The sequence below is a fragment of the Streptomyces sp. NPDC002669 genome (genome assembly GCF_042889165.1).
GTDB lineage: Bacteria > Actinomycetota > Actinomycetes > Streptomycetales > Streptomycetaceae > Streptomyces.
Genome location: NZ_JBIAQQ010000009.1, coordinates 222,599 through 240,706 on the forward strand (window position 1 = coordinate 222,599; position 18,108 = coordinate 240,706).

General features: G+C 73.3%; 14 protein-coding genes. 10 read left to right on the plus strand and 4 right to left on the minus strand.

What is annotated here, in order from left to right:
• Positions 1 to 43: 43 nt before the first annotated feature.
• The 3 genes from ACFYW1_RS16955 to ACFYW1_RS16965 form a co-directional block, all read right to left on the minus strand.
• Positions 44 to 1,408 (minus strand): coenzyme F420-0:L-glutamate ligase, encoded by a 1,365-nt coding sequence (locus tag ACFYW1_RS16955; RefSeq protein ID WP_388992708.1) that lies wholly within the window; start codon positions 1,406 to 1,408, stop codon positions 44 to 46.
• Positions 1,405 to 2,361: a 2-phospho-L-lactate transferase gene (cofD, locus tag ACFYW1_RS16960; protein ID WP_388992711.1), complete on the minus strand. Its 957-nt coding sequence runs from the start codon at positions 2,359 to 2,361 to the stop codon at positions 1,405 to 1,407. The genes ACFYW1_RS16955 and cofD overlap by 4 nt, the downstream gene beginning before the upstream one ends.
• Positions 2,362 to 2,480: 119 nt before the next feature.
• A complete protein-coding gene (locus ACFYW1_RS16965; RefSeq protein WP_388992714.1) occupies positions 2,481 to 2,981 on the minus strand; it encodes a cysteine dioxygenase in 501 nt (166 codons plus the stop codon).
• A 725-nt stretch (positions 2,982 to 3,706) separates the two neighbouring features.
• Between ACFYW1_RS16965 and ACFYW1_RS16970 the strand changes: the two genes are divergently transcribed.
• From ACFYW1_RS16970 to ACFYW1_RS16980, 3 genes are all read left to right on the plus strand, one after another.
• The gene (locus tag ACFYW1_RS16970) at positions 3,707 to 3,970 is read left to right on the plus strand and encodes a WhiB family transcriptional regulator (RefSeq protein WP_030927001.1); all 264 of its coding nucleotides are present in this window, start codon (positions 3,707 to 3,709) and stop codon (positions 3,968 to 3,970) included.
• Positions 3,971 to 4,571: 601 nt separating this feature from the next.
• The gene (locus ACFYW1_RS16975; RefSeq protein WP_388992717.1) at positions 4,572 to 8,456 is read left to right on the plus strand and encodes a glycosyltransferase; all 3,885 of its coding nucleotides are present in this window, start codon (positions 4,572 to 4,574) and stop codon (positions 8,454 to 8,456) included.
• Entirely contained in the window at positions 8,453 to 10,003 is a 1,551-nt protein-coding gene (locus ACFYW1_RS16980) for a DUF5719 family protein (protein WP_388992720.1), read from the plus strand. The genes ACFYW1_RS16975 and ACFYW1_RS16980 overlap by 4 nt, the downstream gene beginning before the upstream one ends.
• Before the next feature lie 121 nt (positions 10,004 to 10,124).
• Here the strand turns inward: ACFYW1_RS16980 and ACFYW1_RS16985 are convergent, their stop codons facing one another.
• On the minus strand, positions 10,125 to 10,571 hold the full coding sequence (locus ACFYW1_RS16985) for a metallopeptidase family protein (protein ID WP_388992784.1): 447 nt from the start codon (positions 10,569 to 10,571) through the stop codon (positions 10,125 to 10,127).
• Positions 10,572 to 10,893: 322 nt separating this feature from the next.
• Here ACFYW1_RS16985 and ACFYW1_RS16990 point away from each other — a divergent pair, with 322 nt between their 5' ends.
• The 7 genes from ACFYW1_RS16990 to ACFYW1_RS17020 form a co-directional block, all read left to right on the plus strand.
• Complete coding sequence (locus tag ACFYW1_RS16990; RefSeq protein WP_388992723.1) at positions 10,894 to 11,271, plus strand: DUF3499 domain-containing protein; 378 nt, start codon at positions 10,894 to 10,896, stop codon at positions 11,269 to 11,271.
• 215 nt (positions 11,272 to 11,486) lie between these two features.
• Positions 11,487 to 12,869, plus strand: coding sequence for a phosphomannomutase/phosphoglucomutase (locus ACFYW1_RS16995; protein ID WP_388992726.1), 1,383 nt, complete (start codon positions 11,487 to 11,489; stop codon positions 12,867 to 12,869).
• A 125-nt stretch (positions 12,870 to 12,994) separates the two neighbouring features.
• Positions 12,995 to 13,177, plus strand: coding sequence for a Trm112 family protein (locus tag ACFYW1_RS17000; RefSeq protein WP_189528917.1), 183 nt, complete (start codon positions 12,995 to 12,997; stop codon positions 13,175 to 13,177).
• Positions 13,178 to 13,296: 119 nt separating this feature from the next.
• Positions 13,297 to 14,433, plus strand: coding sequence for an SIS domain-containing protein (locus ACFYW1_RS17005; protein ID WP_388992729.1), 1,137 nt, complete (start codon positions 13,297 to 13,299; stop codon positions 14,431 to 14,433).
• A 108-nt stretch (positions 14,434 to 14,541) separates the two neighbouring features.
• Entirely contained in the window at positions 14,542 to 15,723 is a 1,182-nt protein-coding gene (gene manA / locus ACFYW1_RS17010) for a mannose-6-phosphate isomerase, class I (RefSeq protein WP_388992732.1), read from the plus strand.
• A gap of 91 nt (positions 15,724 to 15,814) precedes the next feature.
• Positions 15,815 to 16,801, plus strand: coding sequence for a cation diffusion facilitator family transporter (locus tag ACFYW1_RS17015; RefSeq protein WP_388992735.1), 987 nt, complete (start codon positions 15,815 to 15,817; stop codon positions 16,799 to 16,801).
• Positions 16,802 to 17,155: 354 nt separating this feature from the next.
• Positions 17,156 to 18,108: adenosylhomocysteinase (locus tag ACFYW1_RS17020; protein WP_388992739.1), on the plus strand; the 953-nt coding region annotated here is incomplete at its 3' end.

An 18,108-nucleotide genomic window follows, 5' to 3' on the forward strand; every position in this document is an offset into this window, starting at 1 on the left:
GTACCGACGCGAGGTCCGCCGTACCGGCCGGGAGCCCCCCGCCTCACCGCACCGTGACGAAGTCCTCCGCGTCCCGGGCCGCCCGGGCCGCCGGCGCGACCAGCGGGCGCCCCACCGCGACCGCTCCCAGCGGGTCCCACGACTCCGGCAGGTCCAGCACCTCGCGCACCACGTCCCGGCAGAACATCGTCGAGGACACCCACGCCGACCCCAGCCGCTCACCGGCCAGCGCCACCAGGAAGTTCTGGATGCCGGCCCCCGCGGCGACCACGAACATCTCGCGCTCCGCGCCGTCCCGCCGCTCGTCCCCGTACGTGTGGGAGCCGTCCATCACCAGGCACGGCACCACCAGGTACGGCGCCCGGCGCAGCACGTTGCCGCGCCGCACCCGCTTCGCGATCGACTCCTCGCTCTTCCCGTCGCGCCGCAGATCCGCGATCCACGCGTCCCGCATCGCGTCGAGCAGCCGGGTCCGGGCCTCCTCGGACTCCAGCAGGACGAACCGCCACGGCGTCGTGTGGTGCGGCGCGGGCGCCGTCACGGCGGCGGCCACGGCCCGCCGCACCGCCCCCGGGTCCACCGGGTCGTCGGTGAACTCGCGCACCGTGCGCCGCAGGGTCACCGCCTCCCGCACCGCCTCCGACGTACCGAGCCGGAACATGTCGTCGGCCGCGCCCCGCACCAGCGCCCGGGCGCCGCCCGCCGCGTCGCTCGGGTCCACCACGTGGCCGAGCCCCCGGACCACCGCGACCGGCAGCCCCGTGGCCTTGCCCTTGACCAGGTCACCGGCCGAGGCCAGCTCGTCGGCGGTGGCCACCACGGTCGCGCTCAGCGGATTGCCGTACGCGTCCGTGCCGCCGCGCAGATCGTCCAGGACCAGGACCCCGGCCGCCCCGATCGCCACATCGGTCAACCCGCTGCGCCAGGGGCGCCCGAAGGTGTCCGTGACGACGACGCCGACCTCGACGCCCAGGCTGTCCCGCAGCCCGTCCCGGATCGCCCGCGCCGAGGCGTCGGGGTCCTCGGGCAGCAACAGCACCGTCCCGGCGGGGGTGTTCGAGGCGTCGACCCCGGCCGCGGCCATGACCAGGCCCTGCCGGTTCTCCACGATGCGCAGCGTGCCGCGCCGCGCCACCACCCGCACCGTCTCGGCGTCGATCGCCGCCTCCCGGTCGGTGGCCTCGACGATCCGGCCCTCCGCCTTGGAGACGATCTTCGAGGTGACCAGCAGCACGTCGCCGTCGGCCAGCCCCGGTTCGGCCGCGGCGATCAGCTTCGCCAGGTCGTCCCCGGCCCGCACCTCGGGGATCCCGGGCAGCGCCCAGACCCGATAGGCAGGCGGAGAGGAAGGGGAAGAAGGGGAGTCGGGTCCGGGGGATTCGGCGCTTCCGGGGGAATCGGCGCTCACGCCCGTACCTCCTCGGCCAGCGTCAGCGCCTGCCGTGCCATCTCCGCCGTCGCGTCGACGTCGGTCATCATCAGCGGCACGGCGCGGCAGCGGATGCCCGCGGCCTCCACCTCGTCGACCGCCCCGGCGTCCACGGTGTCGACGAGCCACCCGTCGAGCAGCCCGGAACCGTAGTGCCGGGCCACGGCCGACGCCGTCGACTCCACGCCCACCGCGGCGAGCACCTTGTCCGCCATGCCGCGCACGGGCGCGTCCCCGACGATGGGGGAGAGGCCGACAACCGGCACCCCGGCCTCCGCGACGGCCTCCCGGATGCCGGGCACGGCGAGGATCGTCCCCACCGACACGACGGGGTTGGACGGCGGGAAGAGGATCACGTCGGCCTCGGCGATGGCCTCCAGCACGCCCGGCGCGGGCTTGGCCTGCTCGGCACCGACCGGCACGATCGCCTGCGCCTCGACCGAGGCGCGCAGCTTCACCCAGTACTCCTGGAAGTGGATCGCCCGGCGTTCGCCGTCGAGGTCGACCGCGACGTGCGTCTCGACCCGGTCGTCGGACATCGGCAGCAGCCGGACCCCGGGCTTCCAGCGTGCGCAGAGCGCCTCGGTGACGGCGCTCAGCGGGTAGCCCGCGCCCAGCATCTGCGTGCGGACGATGTGGGTCGCGAAGTCGCGGTCGCCGAGCCCGAACCACTCGGGCCCCACGCCGTACGCCGCGAGCTCCTCCTTGACGTGGAAGCTCTCGTCCGTACGCCCCCAGCCCTGTTCCTCGTTGATGCCACCGCCGAGGGTGTACATCACGGTGTCGAGGTCGGGGCAGACCTTCAGCCCGAACAGATGGATGTCGTCACCGGTGTTGCCGATCACCGTGATGTCCGCCCCGGGCGCGGCCTGCTTGAGGCCACGCAGGAAACGAGCACCGCCGATACCGCCGGCCAGAACCACAATGCGCATGCGAGACAGTCTGTCAGGCGAAGCCTGATCCTTCTCGGGGTGGTGGCGGGCGACGGGTGGGACTGTCGGGCGAAGCCTGATCCTTCTCGGGGTGGTGGCGAGACCCCCCGTGCGGGGTGTCAGGCGGGTACGACGTCCGTGGTCGCCGGGGAGCACTGCGCCGCGTGCATCGGCATCTCGGTCAGTCCGGGGTGGTAGACGTGCAGGCTGACGGCCGGTTCGAGCGAGTCGTTGACCACTTCGTGCACGTAGCCGGGGGCGAAGACCCGCTGTGCGCCGGGGTCCAGGGTCCGGTCGCCGCGTTCGGTGCGCTCGGTCAGCCGGCCCTCCAGGACGGTCAGCACGCCGGAGGACGGGCCGTGGTCGTGGCGGCCGCTGCCCTGGCCGGGCACCCAGCTGAGCAGCCAGACCTCGTAGCCGGGTCCCGTGTGCAGCCGGTGGTACCAGCGGGTGGTGGCGTCGTACCGGACGAGGGACTCCCACCGCGCGCGGTCGGCGGCGATGCGGCGGGCGAGCCCGACGAACTCGGCCACGGTGGCGGGGTGCTCGCGGGGCGGCTGGAGGAGGTGCTGGACTTCGAGGATGTCGCCGGCGATCTGGAGGTCGCTGTCGCTGTTCATGGATGAGGTGATTCCTCGGCATGGGGGTGCGGGTGCAGGGGTCGCGGAGACCGGAGAGCCGCGGTCGTACGGGACGGACGGCGTCCCGCGGAATGCTCTGCGGATCTGCGGAGGGGTTCCGCGCGGAAGAACTGGATCGAAGAAGCCGGATCAGAGCCGGCGCCCCGGGGGCATCAACAGCTGTGACAGCTGGAACAGCAACAGCGGGCCTGGACAGCGGTGCGGAACCCACGGACGTGGGTGGCGTACATCGCTGCGGTCGCTGGCATGCGGTCAAGGAGACCGGCTCGATGACGCCGCTGTCAACCCGGTGCCCGGTTTGGCGGCAATGTTTCACCCCATCCGGTCGGGCGGTCAGCAGAAAGGTTTATTCAGCCATGGTGGCGGAGATGTGCCGCACCAACCGTGGCCGTAAACGTCGTTGAAGGTCCGTGACCCGGCTGTGATCTTGGTCGCTTCGGTGATCGAATCCGAAACATGGAGATGGCTCCACTCGTCTCACCCAGTGAGAGGCGGGGCGTGATGAGACCCACGGCATATGTCAGTTTTTTGCTGATTTGCACACTTTCTGCATACGTTTGGTTCCGCAGAGTGAATACCGAGGCCAATAGCAGATCCTCGCTTGACTGGCCTGGAGATACACACTTGTAATTTCACTCGTGTCGTTCGGCCGCGATCAGTAACGGCTGCATCACGGGGACGCAAGAGACAGACGAGGGGCGCACATGACCGAGCTGTTCCAGCAACTGCTGGTCGAGGACGCGGACGAGGAACTCGGCTGGCAGGAGCGCGCACTGTGCGCCCAGACCGATCCCGAGTCCTTCTTCCCCGAGAAGGGCGGATCCACCCGCGAGGCCAAGAAGGTCTGCCTCGCCTGCGAAGTCCGGTCCGAATGCCTTGAATACGCCCTTTCCAACGACGAACGCTTCGGAATCTGGGGCGGTCTCTCGGAACGTGAGCGACGCCGCCTGAAGAAGGCCGCCGTCTGATCGCGGAACCCCGCGACGAGACGAGACGGAGCCCGCGCCGCGACGAAGCGGAACGGCGGGACGAGCGGAACGACGGGGCGGGTGGCCCGCCGTCCACCGCACACGGCCCGCCACAGCGGGCGGACCACCCCGCGGACGCACCGTCCGCGACAACGAACCCTGCGGACCACCGGACGCCCTGAGGCCCGGGCTCCGTGACTTCGCCCGGCTCCGGGCCCCGAACCGCGAACCGCGACCGGTCATGGCCCGTCGTCTGCACCTTGCCCGCAGGCGACGGGCCATCGCCGTGCCCGCCCGGCCTCCACCGCTCCTGGTCCGTGCCCGTCCGTGCCCGCCCGGCCCCCGCCGCTTCTGGTCCGTCATCGCCCGGCCGGCGTACCGCCGTCGGTGCGGGCCGGGAGCGCCTCGGGGCCGAGGCGGGCACCAGGGTCCGCAGCCCTCGCGTCGGCCCCCGTTCGAGCGCTCGGCGCCACCGTCGTTATCCGTACCGTTAGTGTGGGGCCCCGTCCGAGACGCGCCAACGCCCTGACGGAGCGCGCGTGTACACCGATGCAGCCCCCGGGGGATTTCCCCCGGATCCGGCCGGAGGGCCCGTACCTCGATGTCCGTGCACAGCCAATCGGCGGCGCCGTACGCGGCCGCCGCCGCCCCCGAGTTCCCCCGGCATGTCGTCACCGCCGTGCTCGTCTCCCACGACGGAGCGCGCTGGCTGCCCGACGCACTCGCCGGACTGCTCGGGCAGGAACGTCCCGTGCAGAACGTCGTCGCCGCCGACACCGGCAGCGCCGACGACTCCGCGCAACTGGTCACCGAGGCACTCGGCGCCGAACGCGTCCTGCACCTCGCGCGCCGTACGAGCTTCGGCACCGCCGTCGACGAGGCGGTCCGCACGGCCGGCGTCCTCTCCCCCGACGAGCTGCCGTACCTGAAGCGCCCCAGCGGCTGGGACCCCGTCAGCAGGACCTGGCGCGACGACGCGTACGAGATGCCGGAGCTGCCGCACGGCGAACCGGTGCAGTGGCTCTGGCTGCTCCACGACGACTGCGCCCCCGCCCCCGACGCCCTCGCCGAGATGCTGCGCGTCGTGGACACCGACCCGCACGCCGCGATCGTCGGCCCCAAGCTCCGCGGCTGGTACGACCGCAGGCAGCTGCTGGAGGTCGGCGTCTCCATCGCCAACAGCGGGCGCCGCTGGACCGGGCTCGACCGGCGCGAACAGGACCAGGGCCAGCACGACCAGGTCCGTACCGTGCTCTCCGTATCCACCGCGGGCATGCTGATCCGCCGTGACGTCTGGGAGGAGCTCGGCGGGTTCGACCGCAGGCTCCCCCTGATGCGTGACGACGTCGACCTGTGCTGGCGCGCGCACGTCGCGGGCCACCGGGTGCTCGTCGCCCCCGACGCCGTCCTCCGGCACGCCGAGGCGTCCGCCCGCGAACGCCGCCCCATCGACTGCGCGGGACGCTCCGTCGCCTCCCCGCACCACGTCGACAAGGCCGGTGCCGTCTACACGATGCTGGCCAACGCACGCGCCAAGGTCCTGCCCTGGGTGCTGCTCCGGCTCGTCGTCGGCACCCTGCTGCGCACCCTCGCCTACCTCGTCGGCAAGGTGCCCGGCCAGGCCCTCGACGAGGTCGCCGGACTCTTCGGCACCCTGCTGCGGCCGGGCAGGATCCTCGCGGCCCGGCGCGCCCGCGGCAAGGGCGCCGTCGACCAGGCCGAACTGCGCGGCCTCTTCCCGCCGCCCGGCGCCACCGTCCGCGCCACCGTCGAGCAGGTCGCCGGCAACTTCGGCAGCGGCTCCGACACCGACTCCGGCGGCTCCCGGCACGGCGCCGTGGAGTCCGGCCCCGGCGGCGACGACGCCGACTTCCTGGAGATCGAGCAGTTCGCGCGGCTGAAGCGGATCGGCCGCAAGCCGGGCCCGGTGCTCTTCGCCGTCCTGCTGCTCGTCTCGCTCGTCGCCTGCCGCGGCCTCCTCGGCGGCGGCTCGCTGACCGGCGGCGCCCTGCTGCCCGCCCCCGGCGACGTCTCCGACCTGTGGAGCAAGTACGCGGAGGGCTGGCACACGGTCGGCACCGGCGGCACCCAGACCGCACCGCCCTACCTCGCCGTGCTCTCGGCGCTGTCCGCGCTGTTCCTCGGCTCGACCGGCCTCGCGCTCACGCTCCTGCTGGTCTGTTCCGTCCCGCTCGCCGGACTCACCGCGTACTTCGCCTCCCGGCCGCTGCTCGAATCCAGGCTGCTGAGGGCCTGGGCGAGCGTCGCGTACGCCTTCCTGCCCGCCGCGACCGGCGCCCTGGCGACCGGCCGCCTCGGTACCGCCGTACTGGCCGTGTTCCTCCCGCCGATCGCCCGCGCCGCCGTCTCCGCGCACGGCATGCGCGCCTCCGGCGGCGCCCGGGGCAGCTGGCGCGCGACCTGGGCGTACACCCTGCTCATCACCTTCGTGATGGCGTTCACGCCCATCGTCTGGCCGCTCGCCGTCGTCCTCGGCATCGGTGTGCTCGTGCTGCGCCGCGACGACATCACCGCGTACGGCCTGCGCTTCCTCGCCGCGGTCGGCACCCCGCTGCTCGTGCTCGCGCCCTGGTCGCTCTCGCTGCTCACCAGCCCGTCCCGCTTCTTCGACGAGGCGGGCCTGGACATCGGTGCGGGCACCGCCTCCGCGCTCGACCTGCTCGCCATCAGCCCCGGCGGCCCCAAGGCCGCGGGCAGCGTGCTGCTGTTCGGCATCGTGCTCGCCGCCCTGGCCGCGCTGCTGCGCGGGGAGCGGCAGTTCGCGGTGCGCGCCGCCTGGACGGTCGCGCTCGTCGCGATGGTCTTCGCCGCACTGGCCAACGGCTCGGGCTGGGCCGGCCCCGCCACCCTCGTGTACGGCATCGCACTGATCGCCGCCGCGCTGGTCGGCGCGGACGGCGCCCGGGTGCGCGTCGCCGAGCTCAGCTTCGGCTGGCGGCAGCCCGTCGCCGCGCTGATCGCCCTCGCCGCGGGCCTCGCCCCGGCCGTGGCCGCCGTGAGCTGGATGATCGGCGGCGCCGGGGGCCCGCTGGAGCGCCGCGACCCGGTGCAGGTGCCCGCGTTCGTCGCGGAGGAGAGCACCACCCGCGACCAGCCGCGCACCCTGGTGCTCGGCGGCTCCTCGCCCTCCACCGTCTCGTACACCCTGGTACGCGGCTCCGGGGCGCGCCTCGGGGACGCCGAACTGACCGCCGCGGGGGGCAGCAACAGCCACCTCGACAAGGTCGTCGCCAACCTGGTCGCGGGCTCCGGCGCCGACCAGGGCAGCCAGCTCGGCGGCTTCGCGATCCGGTACGTACTGGTCCGCGACGGCGCCCCGAAGGAGATGAGCCGGGTCCTCGACGCGACCCCGGGGCTCAGCCGGCTGAGCCAGCTGGACGGCAGTGCGCTGTGGCGGGTGGAGCGCCAGGTCGCCCGGATCATGATCGTCCCGCCCGGCGCGGGCGGCGAGCAGCTGCCCGTGGGCTCCCTGCCCGTCGAGGCGCACACCAGGATCCCGGCGGGCGAGTCCGGCCGGGTGCTGCGGATCGCGGACGCCGCCGACTCCGGCTGGCAGGCCACGCTCGACGGCCGGCCGCTGACCCGCAAGACCGTCGACGGCTGGGCCCAGGGCTTCGAGCTGCCCGCCGAGGGCGGCACGCTGGACCTCACGTACGACACCCCGTTCACCCACACCGCCTGGATCTGGGCCCAGTGCACGCTGGCGCTCGTCCTGCTGGTCCTCGCCCTGCCGGGCCGTCGCCGCGAGATCGACGACGACCTGCCCGAGGAGGCCGTGGCGGCCCCCGCGGAACCGGTCACGGGCGAGGGGCGCCGGGCCCGCAGGCTGCGCGCGGCCGCCCAGGCCGAGGCCGAGCCGGACGCCGCCCCCGGCCAGGCGCCGCCCGCGCCGGGCGATTACGTCCCGTCCCCGCGGGCGGCGGAGTACGACCAGGCCCCCGCCCCCGACCAGGCCCCCGCCCCCGACCAGGCCCCCGCCCCCGACCAGGCCCCCGCCCCCGTTCCCGCACAGCAGCCGCAGCCGGAGCAGGACGACGACGGGCAGTACGCGGCGGTGCCGCAGCAGCAGTACGGCGAATGGGACGGGCAGCAGTACCAGGACACCGGCTACCAGCAGTACCCGGGCAACGGGTACGACGAGGGCCAGTACCCGAGCGGCCAGTACCAGACCGGTCAGTACCAGGAGGGCCAGTACCAGGACGGCGGATACGGCACGCAGGGCACGCACCAGGAGCCCGCCCCCGCCGACCCGTACGGGCAGAACTCCTACGATCCGTACGGCTACGCCCAGCAGCAACAGCAGCAGTACGACCCGCAGACCGGCACGTACGCGTCCCCGGCGCACTACGACCAGGGCGGCGGCGGCCACCCGGCCCCGTACGCCCCGCAGAACCCCGACGAGAACCCCGCCCCGGGCCAGAACCCGTGGCCGACCGGCAACGCATCGCGAGGCGAGTCCGAGTGAAGTCCACCAGCAGCCTGTCCCTCATCGCGGGCACCGTCGCCCTCGCCGCCGTCACCGGATTCGCCGTGCTCACCGCGCCCGGGGACGGGGACACCGAGCGGACGGCGACCGCCGCGCGACTGCCGGTGGAACGGTCCACCCTGCTCTGCCCGGCCCCCGGCCTCTCGGAGCTCTCGGAGACCACCTACACCTCCTTCACCCCGGCGTCCGACGGCGCGGGCGCGGCCGGCACGGCCGAACTGACACCGGCCGCGCCGTCCGAGATCACGGACGGCGAGGGCGAGGACAAGAGCGACAAGAAGGACAAGGAGAAGGGCGAGAAGAAGGGCGACAAGAAGGCGGACGCCGGGAAGCCGGTCGTCGCCCTCAAGGAGCCCGGCAAACCGGCCGTCGCCGAGGAGTCCGGCGCCGACACCCCGGCCCTGGTCGGCATCGCCACCGGCCGCCTGGCCCCCGGCTGGAGCGCCCAGCAGACCACCATGGTCGAGGCGGGCGAGGGACGCGGCCTGCTCGGCGTCAGCTGCACCGTCCCCGACACGGACTTCTGGTTCCCGGCCGCGAGCACCGCGAAGTCCCGCCAGGACTACGTCCACCTGACCAACCCGGACGACACCGCGGCCGTGGCCGACATCGAGCTCTACGGACCCGAGGGCTCCCTCAAGTCCGAGGTCGGCGAGGGCATCACGGTGCCCGCCCGGTCCAGCGTCCCGGTGCTCATCTCCACGCTCACCAGCGAGGCCGTCGACGACGTGACCGTCCACGTCACCACCCGCACCGGACGCGTCGGGGCCGTCGTCAGGGCCGCGGACGACAAGACCGGCAGCGACTGGCTGGCCGCCTCCACCGCCCCCACGGGCACCCTGGTCATGCCCGGCATCCCCGACGACGCCACCTCGGTGCGCCTCGTGGCCTTCGCGCCCGGCGACGACGACGCCGACCTGAAGGTGAAACTGCTCGGCAAGACCGGCGCGATCACCCCGGCCGGGAACGACGGACTGCACGTCAAGTCGCAGATGACCGCGAGCATCGACCTGAAGGACCTCACCAAGGGCGAGCCCGGATCCCTGCTGCTCACCCCGGAGAAGGACGGGAAGACCACCCCGGTCGTCGCCGCGCTGCGCGTGGTCCGCGGCTCCGGCGACAAGCAGGAGGTCGCCTACATCCCGGCGACGAGCCCGGTGGGCGCGCGGGCCACCGCGGCCGACAACCGCTCCGAGGGCTCGGTGCTCTCACTGACCGCCCCGGGGGCCGCCGCCACGGTGAAGGTCACCGCATCGGCGGGCAGCGGGGGCGGCGAAAAGGTCGTCAAGAAGTACACGGTCAAGGGCAGCACGACGCTCGCGGTCGTCCCGACCGCACCGTCCGGCCTCAAGGGCGGCTACGCCCTGACGGTGGAGACGGAGTCGGGCGGCCCGGTCCACGCCGCGCGCACCCTCACCGTCACGCAGGGCGGCATCAAGATGTTCACCGTGCAGACCCTGCCGGACGACGGCGGAACGGTCGAGGTGCCCGAGGCCGTCCAGGACCTCTCGGTCCTGCGGGACTAGCGAGTTCCCGGCCGGACAGGACTTTCGAAACCGTCCTGGAGGGGCCGGAACGGCCGGGTGGGAACGGTGGTGTGCGGGCGGCCGGGAACGGCCACCCGCACACCACCGTTCCCGTTCCCGCCTACTCCTGCCCGTAGCGCGGATCCACGGACTCCGGCGAGAGCCCGAGCAGGTCCGCGACCTGCTCCACCACGACCTCGTGCACCAGCAGGGCGCGCTCGTCGCGGTTCTTGGTGCGGATCTCCACCGGCCGCCGGTAGATGACGATCTGCGCGGGCCGGCCCTTCTCGGCGGACACCGCGTGCCCCAGCGGAACGGTCTCCTCCTGGGCCCCCGGCACGTCGAGCACCATGAAGTCGACGTCCGCCAGCTGCGGCCAGCGCCGCTCCAGCCGCTCCACCGAGTCCTGCACGAGATCGCGGAAGTTCTCCGCCCTGCTGACCGAGAGCGGCACCTGGGGCGGGGCGACGGGCCCGCGCATGCCGCGGCCGTGCCGGTCCCGGCGGCGCGGACGCGGCTCGGACGGGGAAGACGGCGGGGACGGCTGGGGCGGTACAGGACTGTCCATCACGGACGCAGGGTAACGCCCCGGAGGGCGGGTCGGCCGCCGCTCCCTGACGGGCCATCGGCATGTCCAATCCTGAACAATCCGGCCAACCGGGGGCTTGTTTCAGGCCCTGCTGCTGATCGCCGGACTCCTGTCGAATGACAACTTTTATGCCGAATGGTGACCGGAACCATTGCCGGTACGGGCCGTTCCCGACCCCTCCCGCGCAGGTCAGAAAGGTCGCCCGGAAGGCGGTTGTGCCGGACGTCACAGCGCGACACGGAGGGGTGACCCGGGGGAGAGTCGTCGCAGCCCGCTCAAGAGTGCGGTACCGTCCAACATCGTGAGCCCTGTACGTCGCTGTTCGCGCACCGCGTGCGGCCGCCCTGCCGTCGCGACACTGACGTACGTCTATGCCGACTCGACTGCGGTCCTCGGCCCGCTCGCCACCTACGCCGAGCCCCACTGCTACGACCTCTGTGCCGAGCACAGCGAACGGCTGACGGCACCGCGCGGCTGGGAAGTCGTCCGGCTCTCCGACCCCTCCGCGCCCTCCCGCCCCAGCGGCGACGACCTCGAAGCGCTCGCCAACGCCGTACGGGAAGCGGCCCGGCCGCACGACCGCGGGGCCGACGACGGCCGGGGCGGTCCGCAGACGGCCGACCCGATGGAGGTCGCGCGCCGCGGCCACCTCCGCGTGCTGCGCTCCCCGGACTCCTGACCCTCCACCGGCCCCGGCCGTCCGCCGGACCCCGGCCGCTGCCGGACTTCCGTGGTCCGCCGAAGCCCTGACCCCTGCCGGTCTCCCGCTCCTCCGCCGGCCCCCGGACCCCGCCGTCCTCCGGCTCCGCGCACGCGGCCGGAAGGCCCGACGGTCCGCCCGAGCCGCTGCCGGGTAGTTTGGGCGGTCCGCAGGAATCTCAGGAGGACCGGCCCGTGGCTGCTGATCTGTCGCAGATCGTGAAGGCGTACGACGTGCGCGGAGTGGTGCCCGACCAGTGGGACGAGTCGCTCGCCGAACTGTTCGGGGCGGCCTTCGTCGAGGTGACGGACGCGGACGCGATCGTGGTCGGACACGACATGCGGCCCTCCTCGCCCGGTCTCTCGGGAGCCTTCGCCCGCGGGGCCGCGGCGCGCGGCGCCGACGTCACGCTGATCGGCCTCTGCTCGACCGACCAGCTGTACTTCGCCTCGGGCAGCCTGGGCCTGCCCGGCGCGATGTTCACCGCCTCGCACAACCCGGCGCGGTACAACGGCATCAAGCTCTGCCGGGCGGGCGCCGCACCCGTGGGCCAGGACACCGGCCTCTCGGAGATCCGCGCCCTCGTCGAGAAGTGGGCCGAAAACGGCGCCCCCCGGCCGGCCGGGGCCCCGGGCACCGTCACCGGGCGCGAGACGCTCACCGACTACGCCGCCCACCTGCTGTCCCTGGTCGACCTCGGGTCGATCCGCCCGCTGAAGGTCGTCGTCGACGCGGGCAACGGGATGGGTGGCCACACCGTCCCCACCGTCTTCGCGGACCTGCCCGTCGACCTCGTACCGATGTACTTCGAACTCGACGGCACGTTCCCCAACCACGAGGCCAACCCCCTCGACCCGAAGAACCTCGTCGACCTCCGGGCCCGGGTCGTGGCCGAGGGCGCCGACCTCGGCCTCGCCTTCGACGGCGACGCCGACCGCTGCTTCGTCGTCGACGAGCGGGGCGAGGGCGTCTCCCCGTCCGCGATCACGGCCCTGGTGGCGGCCCGGGAACTCGCCCGCAACGGCGGCCGGGGCACCGTCATCCACAACCTGATCACGTCGCTCTCGGTCCCCGAGGTCGTCCGCGAGAACGGCGGCACCCCGGTCCGCACCCGAGTGGGCCACTCCTTCATCAAGGCGGAGATGGCCGAGCACGGCGCGATCTTCGGCGGCGAGCACTCCGCCCACTACTACTTCCGCGATTTCTGGAACGCCGACACCGGCATGCTGGCCGCGCTCCACGTGCTGGCCGCGCTGGGCGGGCAGCCGGGCCCCCTGTCGGAACTGGTCGCCCGGTACGACCGCTACGCCGGCTCCGGCGAGATCAACTCCACGGTCGCCGACCAGCGGGCCCGCACGGCAGCGGTACGCGCCTCCTTCGCGGACCGCGACGGGGTCACGACCGACGACCTGGACGGCCTGACCGTCACCGCACCGGACTGGTGGTTCAACCTCCGCGCCTCCAACACCGAACCCCTGATCCGCCTGAACGTGGAGGCCCGCGACGAGCGGACGATGGCAGCGGTCCGGGACGAGGTGCTGGCCCTGGTCCGCTCCCCGGAGACCTCCGCCGTTTAGCGCCGGTCCCTCCGGCGTACACCCCGGCTCCATCCACGCCCGCCCCGCCCCGCCCCGCCCCGCGCTCCCCGCCCTCCGGCGGTAGGCTGACGTGGCCCGATCCGTTGTCTGAAGGGACCCGCCCCATGCCGCTCGAAGCCGGCCTCCTGGAGATCCTCGCCTGCCCGGCCTGCCACTCTCCGCTCGACGACCGGTCGGCATCCGACACCCCCGAGCTGGTCTGCACCGGCGACGACTGCGGACTGGCCTACCCGGTACGGGACGGCATCCCCGTCCTCCTCGTCGACGAGGCCCGCCGCCCCGCGTAGACCGGAGCCGGGCCACGGCCCCGCCCGCAGCCCCGAGCGCCCGGCGTCCGGGCCCGCGACGCCGTCGCCCGCCGCCCCGCCCCGCACGGTGATCAGCATGTGATCGGAGGACCGTCCCCATGCTCGACGAGTCGCTGCTCGACGCCCCGGAATCCCTGGCCCGAGCCGACCGCCGCGGTCTGCTCCGCGGCGCCGCCGAGGCCGGGGCCCGGGTCCGCACCGCCGCCCGGCACGCCACCGAGGCCGGGATCGCCGAACTGAACCCGGAAGGCCGCCCCCGCGCCGTACTGGTCGCGGGCTTCGGCACCGCCGCGTCCGGCGTCGCCGACCTCGTCACCGCCCTGGTCGGCGCGTCCGCACCCGTCACGGCCATCCGCCCCACCGGGGTGGCCCCCGCCGCGGGCGCGCTGCGCTGGACGCTGCCCGGCTGGGCCGGCCCCGTGGACCTGCTGCTCATCGTCACGGCCGACGGCGCCGAGCCGGGCCTCGCCCTCCTCGCCGAACAGGCGTACCGCCGCGGTTGCAGCGTCGTCGCGGTCGCCCCCCACCGGTCGCCGCTGCGCGAGGCCGTCGACGGCGTGCGCGGCCTCCTCGTACCGATGGCCTCCGCCCCGCACGGCGAGTACGACGCCGAGACCTCGGCCGCCGGCCCCGGCACGCTCTGGGCGCTGTTCACCCCGCTGCTCGCACTGCTGGACCGGGTCGGCCTGATCACCGCCCCCACCGACGCGCTGCAGGGCGTCGCGGACCGGCTGGACCGCACCGCGGAACGCTGCGGCCCGGCCATCGCCACGTACAGCAACCCGGCCAAGACCCTCGCCGCCGAACTCGCCGACAGCCTGCCCCTGATCTGGACCGAGGGCGACGCGGCAGGCCCGGTCGGCCGCCGGTTCGCCGCCGTCCTGGCCGAGCTGTCCGGGCGCCCCGCCCTCGCCGCGGAACTGCCCGAGGCGCTCCCCGCGCACGGCGGGCTGCTGGCGGGCGCGTTCGCCGCGGGCGCCGACCCCGACGACTTCTTCCGCGACCGGGTCGACGAGCCGGAGCCGCTGCACGCCCGCGTCGTACTGCTCCGGGACCGCCCCGCGGGCGGCCTGAGCGCGGCCCCCGCCGCCCGTGAACTGGCCCTCGGCCACGACACCGCGATCAGCGAACTCGAACCGGACGAGGGCACCGACCTCGAATCCCTCGCCGAACTGCTCGCGGTCACCGACTTCGCCGCCGTGTACCTGGCCCTCGCGTCGGAGGCCCGCGCCTGACCGGGCCCGCGCCCCGTACCGCGGCGAGCCCGCGACCCCCGAACACCCGGCAGCACACACCGCGCCCCGATCCACCCGATCCACGCACCTCACAAGGACACGAATCCCATGGACCGGCTCTCCAACACCGTGCGCCCCTACGCCTGGGGCTCCACCACCGCCATACCCGGACTGCTCGGCGTCGCCCCCACCGGCGAACCCCAGGCCGAGATGTGGATGGGGGCCCACCCCGGCGCCCCCTCCCGCCTCACCCGGACCACCGGCACCGGGGAGGCCGGCCCCGAGCAGTCCCTCGCCGACGTCATCGCCGCCGACCCCGAGCGCGAACTGGGCCGGGCCTCCGTCGAGAAGTTCGGCCCCCGCCTGCCCTTCCTCCTCAAACTGCTCGCGGCGGGCGCCCCGCTCTCCCTCCAGGTCCACCCCGACCTCGAACAGGCCCGCAAGGGCTACGAGGACGAGGAGCGCCGGTCCGTTCCGATCGACGCCCCCCACCGCACCTACAAGGACGCCAACCACAAGCCCGAGCTGATCTGCGCGCTCACCCCCTTCACCGGCCTGTGCGGCTTCCGCGACCCCGCCGAGGCGGCCCGGACGATCGCGGCCCTCGACGTCGACGAGCTCAAGCCGTACGTCGACCTCCTCGGCGCCCATCCCGAGGAGGACGCCCTGCGCGAGGTCCTCACCGCGATCCTCGGCGCCGAGCCGGCGGAGATGGCCGAGACGGTGCACCGCGCGGCCGCCGCGGCCGAACGCCTCGGCGGCGCCCACGCCCCGTACGCCCGGATCGCCCACCACTTCCCCGGCGACCCCGGTGTCATCGCGGCGATGCTGCTGAACCCCGTGGAACTCAAGCCCGGCGAGGCCCTGTTCCTCGGCGCGGGCGTCCCGCACGCCTACCTCGACGGCCTCGGCGTCGAGATCATGGCCAACTCGGACAACGTGCTGCGCTGCGGCCTCACGCCCAAGCACATCGACGTGCCCGAACTCCTGCACGTCGTCCGCTTCGAGGCGACCGACCCCGGCATCCTGCGCCCCGAGGCCGCACCGTCCGGCGAGGAACCGTACGAGACGCCCGTGGACGAGTTCCGGCTCTCCCGCTTCGTCCTCCCGCCCGGCGCCGCTCCCGTCGACCTGGCCCGGGACGCCCCGCAGATCCTGCTCTGCACCCAGGGCGCCACGAAGGCGGGCGCGTTGGACCTCGCCCCCGGCGAATCCGTCTTCGTGCCCGCCGGGGAAGAGGTCGAAGTGTCCGGTACGGGAACCTTGTTCCGTGCCACAGTGGTGGTCTGACGCACCACCCGCATCGGCTACTGCAACAATGTCCGGCCGTACGGCGGCGGCGCCAAGGCCGCAGCAGCGAATGAAGGGACACCAGGCACCCATGAGTGCGTCAGGCGGAACCAAGGCGATCGTGGCGGCACTCGGCGCCAACCTGGCCATCGCGGTGGCCAAATTCGTGGCGTTCCTGTTCAGTGGCTCGTCGTCGATGCTCGCGGAGAGCGTCCACTCGGTCGCCGACTCCGGCAACCAGGGACTGCTGCTGCTCGGCGGCAAGAAGGCCCGGCGCGAGGCCACCCCGCAACACCCCTTCGGCTACGGCCGCGAGCGGTACATCTACGCCTTCCTCGTCTCCATCGTGCTGTTCTCCGTCGGTGGCATGTTCGCGCTGTACGAGGGCTACGAGAAGATCAAGCACCCGCACGAGATCGAGGCCTGGTACTGGCCGGTCGGGGTGCTCGTCTTCGCGATCGTCGCCGAGGGCTTCTCCTTCCGCACGGCCATCAAGGAGTCCAACGAGACCCGCGGATCGCTCTCCTGGAAGGAGTTCGTCCGCCGGGCCAAGGCCCCCGAGCTGCCCGTCGTCCTCCTGGAGGACCTCGGTGCGCTGGTCGGTCTGGTCCTTGCCCTCGGAGGCGTCGGCCTGTCCCTCGCGACCGGCGACGGCGTCTGGGACGGCATCGGCACCCTCTGCATCGGCGCCCTGCTGATCATCATCGCGATCGTGCTCGCCGCCGAGACGAAGTCGCTCCTGCTCGGCGAGGCCGCCGGGACCGACGAGGTCGAGAAGATCAAGAACGCGGTCGTCGACGGCGACACGGTCACCCGCGTCATCCACATGCGCACGCTCCACCTCGGCCCCGAGGAACTGCTCGTCGCGGCCAAGATCGCGGTGCAGCACGACGACACGGCCGTCGAGGTGGCCAACGCCATCAACGCCGCCGAGGCCCGCATCCGCGCCGCGGTCCCGATCGCCCGGGTCATCTACCTGGAGCCGGACATCTACAGCGAGGCAGCGGCAGCGGCCGGCATCAACCCCGCCAAGGCCCCCGGCGGCACCCCGGACACCCCGACGGAATCCGGCCACTGACCGAACCCGCCGCGACGGGCCGGTCCGTCCCGGCCGGCCGTCACCGCATCCGCCGCCCACCTGCCCATATGTCCTCCGGACACCCCCTCGCCCCGCTCTCCCACAGGCTTCCGCCATGTCCTCCCCGGCCCTCCCGGCTTCCGAGCGGGCTGGGAGGGACTGGGCCGATCGGTGTAGATTCGACGCCAGAGTCAGACGTCGCTGCTGATGGCGGTCGATCGGTCCCCATGTGCGGACCGGCCGAGGGAGAGAGGGCCTCCGACGGACTGCGCTGCGAGCACCGGGCATTCGTGTGCCCGTCGCCGCAGAGCCATCCGTGCCCCACCTCGACCCATTCACGAGGAGCAGCCCGTTATGACGACGGTCGCCAACCGACAGGACTTCAAGGTCGCCGACCTCTCCCTCGCGGCGTTCGGCCGCAAGGAGATCACCCTGGCCGAGCACGAGATGCCCGGTCTGATGTCGATCCGCAAGGAGTACGCCGCCGCGCAGCCGCTGGCCGGTGCCCGTATCACCGGTTCGCTGCACATGACCGTGCAGACGGCCGTGCTGATCGAGACCCTGGTCGCCCTCGGCGCCGAGGTCCGCTGGGCCTCCTGCAACATCTTCTCCACCCAGGACCACGCCGCAGCGGCCATCGCCGTCGGCCCGAACGGCACCCCCGAGGCCCCCGCGGGCGTCCCGGTCTTCGCCTGGAAGGGCGAGACGCTGGAGGAGTACTGGTGGTGCACGGAGCAGGCCCTGACCTGGCCGAACACGCCCACCGGCGGCCCGAACATGATCCTCGACGACGGTGGTGACGCCACCCTCCTCGTCCACAAGGGCGTCGAGTTCGAGAAGGCCGGCGCGGCCCCGGACCCGTCGACCGCGGACAGCGAGGAGTACGCCCACATCCTCACCCTGCTGAACCGCACCCTCGGCGAGTCCCCGCAGAAGTGGACCCGGCTGGCGTCGGAGATCCGTGGTGTCACGGAGGAGACGACGACGGGTGTGCACCGGCTGTACGAGATGCACCGTGACGGCACGCTGCTGTTCCCGGCGATCAACGTGAACGACGCGGTGACGAAGTCGAAGTTCGACAACAAGTACGGCTGCCGTCACTCGCTGATCGACGGCATCAACCGTGCCACCGACGTCCTGATCGGCGGCAAGACCGCCGTGGTGTGCGGTTACGGGGACGTGGGCAAGGGCTGTGCGGAGTCGCTGCGGGGCCAGGGTGCCCGGGTGATCGTGACGGAGATCGACCCGATCTGCGCGCTGCAGGCGGCGATGGACGGCTACCAGGTCGCCACCCTGGACGACGTGGT

Excerpts from the sequence above, each read along its gene's own strand:
- ACFYW1_RS17005 (WP_388992729.1), top strand. The coding sequence starts at position 13,297 with ATGCTCGACGAGTCGCTGCTCGACGCCCCGGAATCCCTGGCCCGAGCC.
- ACFYW1_RS16970 (WP_030927001.1), top strand. The coding sequence starts at position 3,707 with ATGACCGAGCTGTTCCAGCAACTGCTGGTCGAGGACGCGGACGAGGAA.
- ACFYW1_RS17000 (WP_189528917.1), top strand. The coding sequence starts at position 12,995 with ATGCCGCTCGAAGCCGGCCTCCTGGAGATCCTCGCCTGCCCGGCCTGC.
- cofD (WP_388992711.1), bottom strand. The coding sequence starts at position 2,361 with ATGCGCATTGTGGTTCTGGCCGGCGGTATCGGCGGTGCTCGTTTCCTG.
- ACFYW1_RS16985 (WP_388992784.1), bottom strand. The coding sequence starts at position 10,571 with ATGGACAGTCCTGTACCGCCCCAGCCGTCCCCGCCGTCTTCCCCGTCC.
- manA (WP_388992732.1), top strand. The coding sequence starts at position 14,542 with ATGGACCGGCTCTCCAACACCGTGCGCCCCTACGCCTGGGGCTCCACC.
- ACFYW1_RS16965 (WP_388992714.1), bottom strand. The coding sequence starts at position 2,981 with ATGAACAGCGACAGCGACCTCCAGATCGCCGGCGACATCCTCGAAGTC.
- ACFYW1_RS17015 (WP_388992735.1), top strand. The coding sequence starts at position 15,815 with ATGAGTGCGTCAGGCGGAACCAAGGCGATCGTGGCGGCACTCGGCGCC.
- ACFYW1_RS16975 (WP_388992717.1), top strand. The coding sequence starts at position 4,572 with ATGTCCGTGCACAGCCAATCGGCGGCGCCGTACGCGGCCGCCGCCGCC.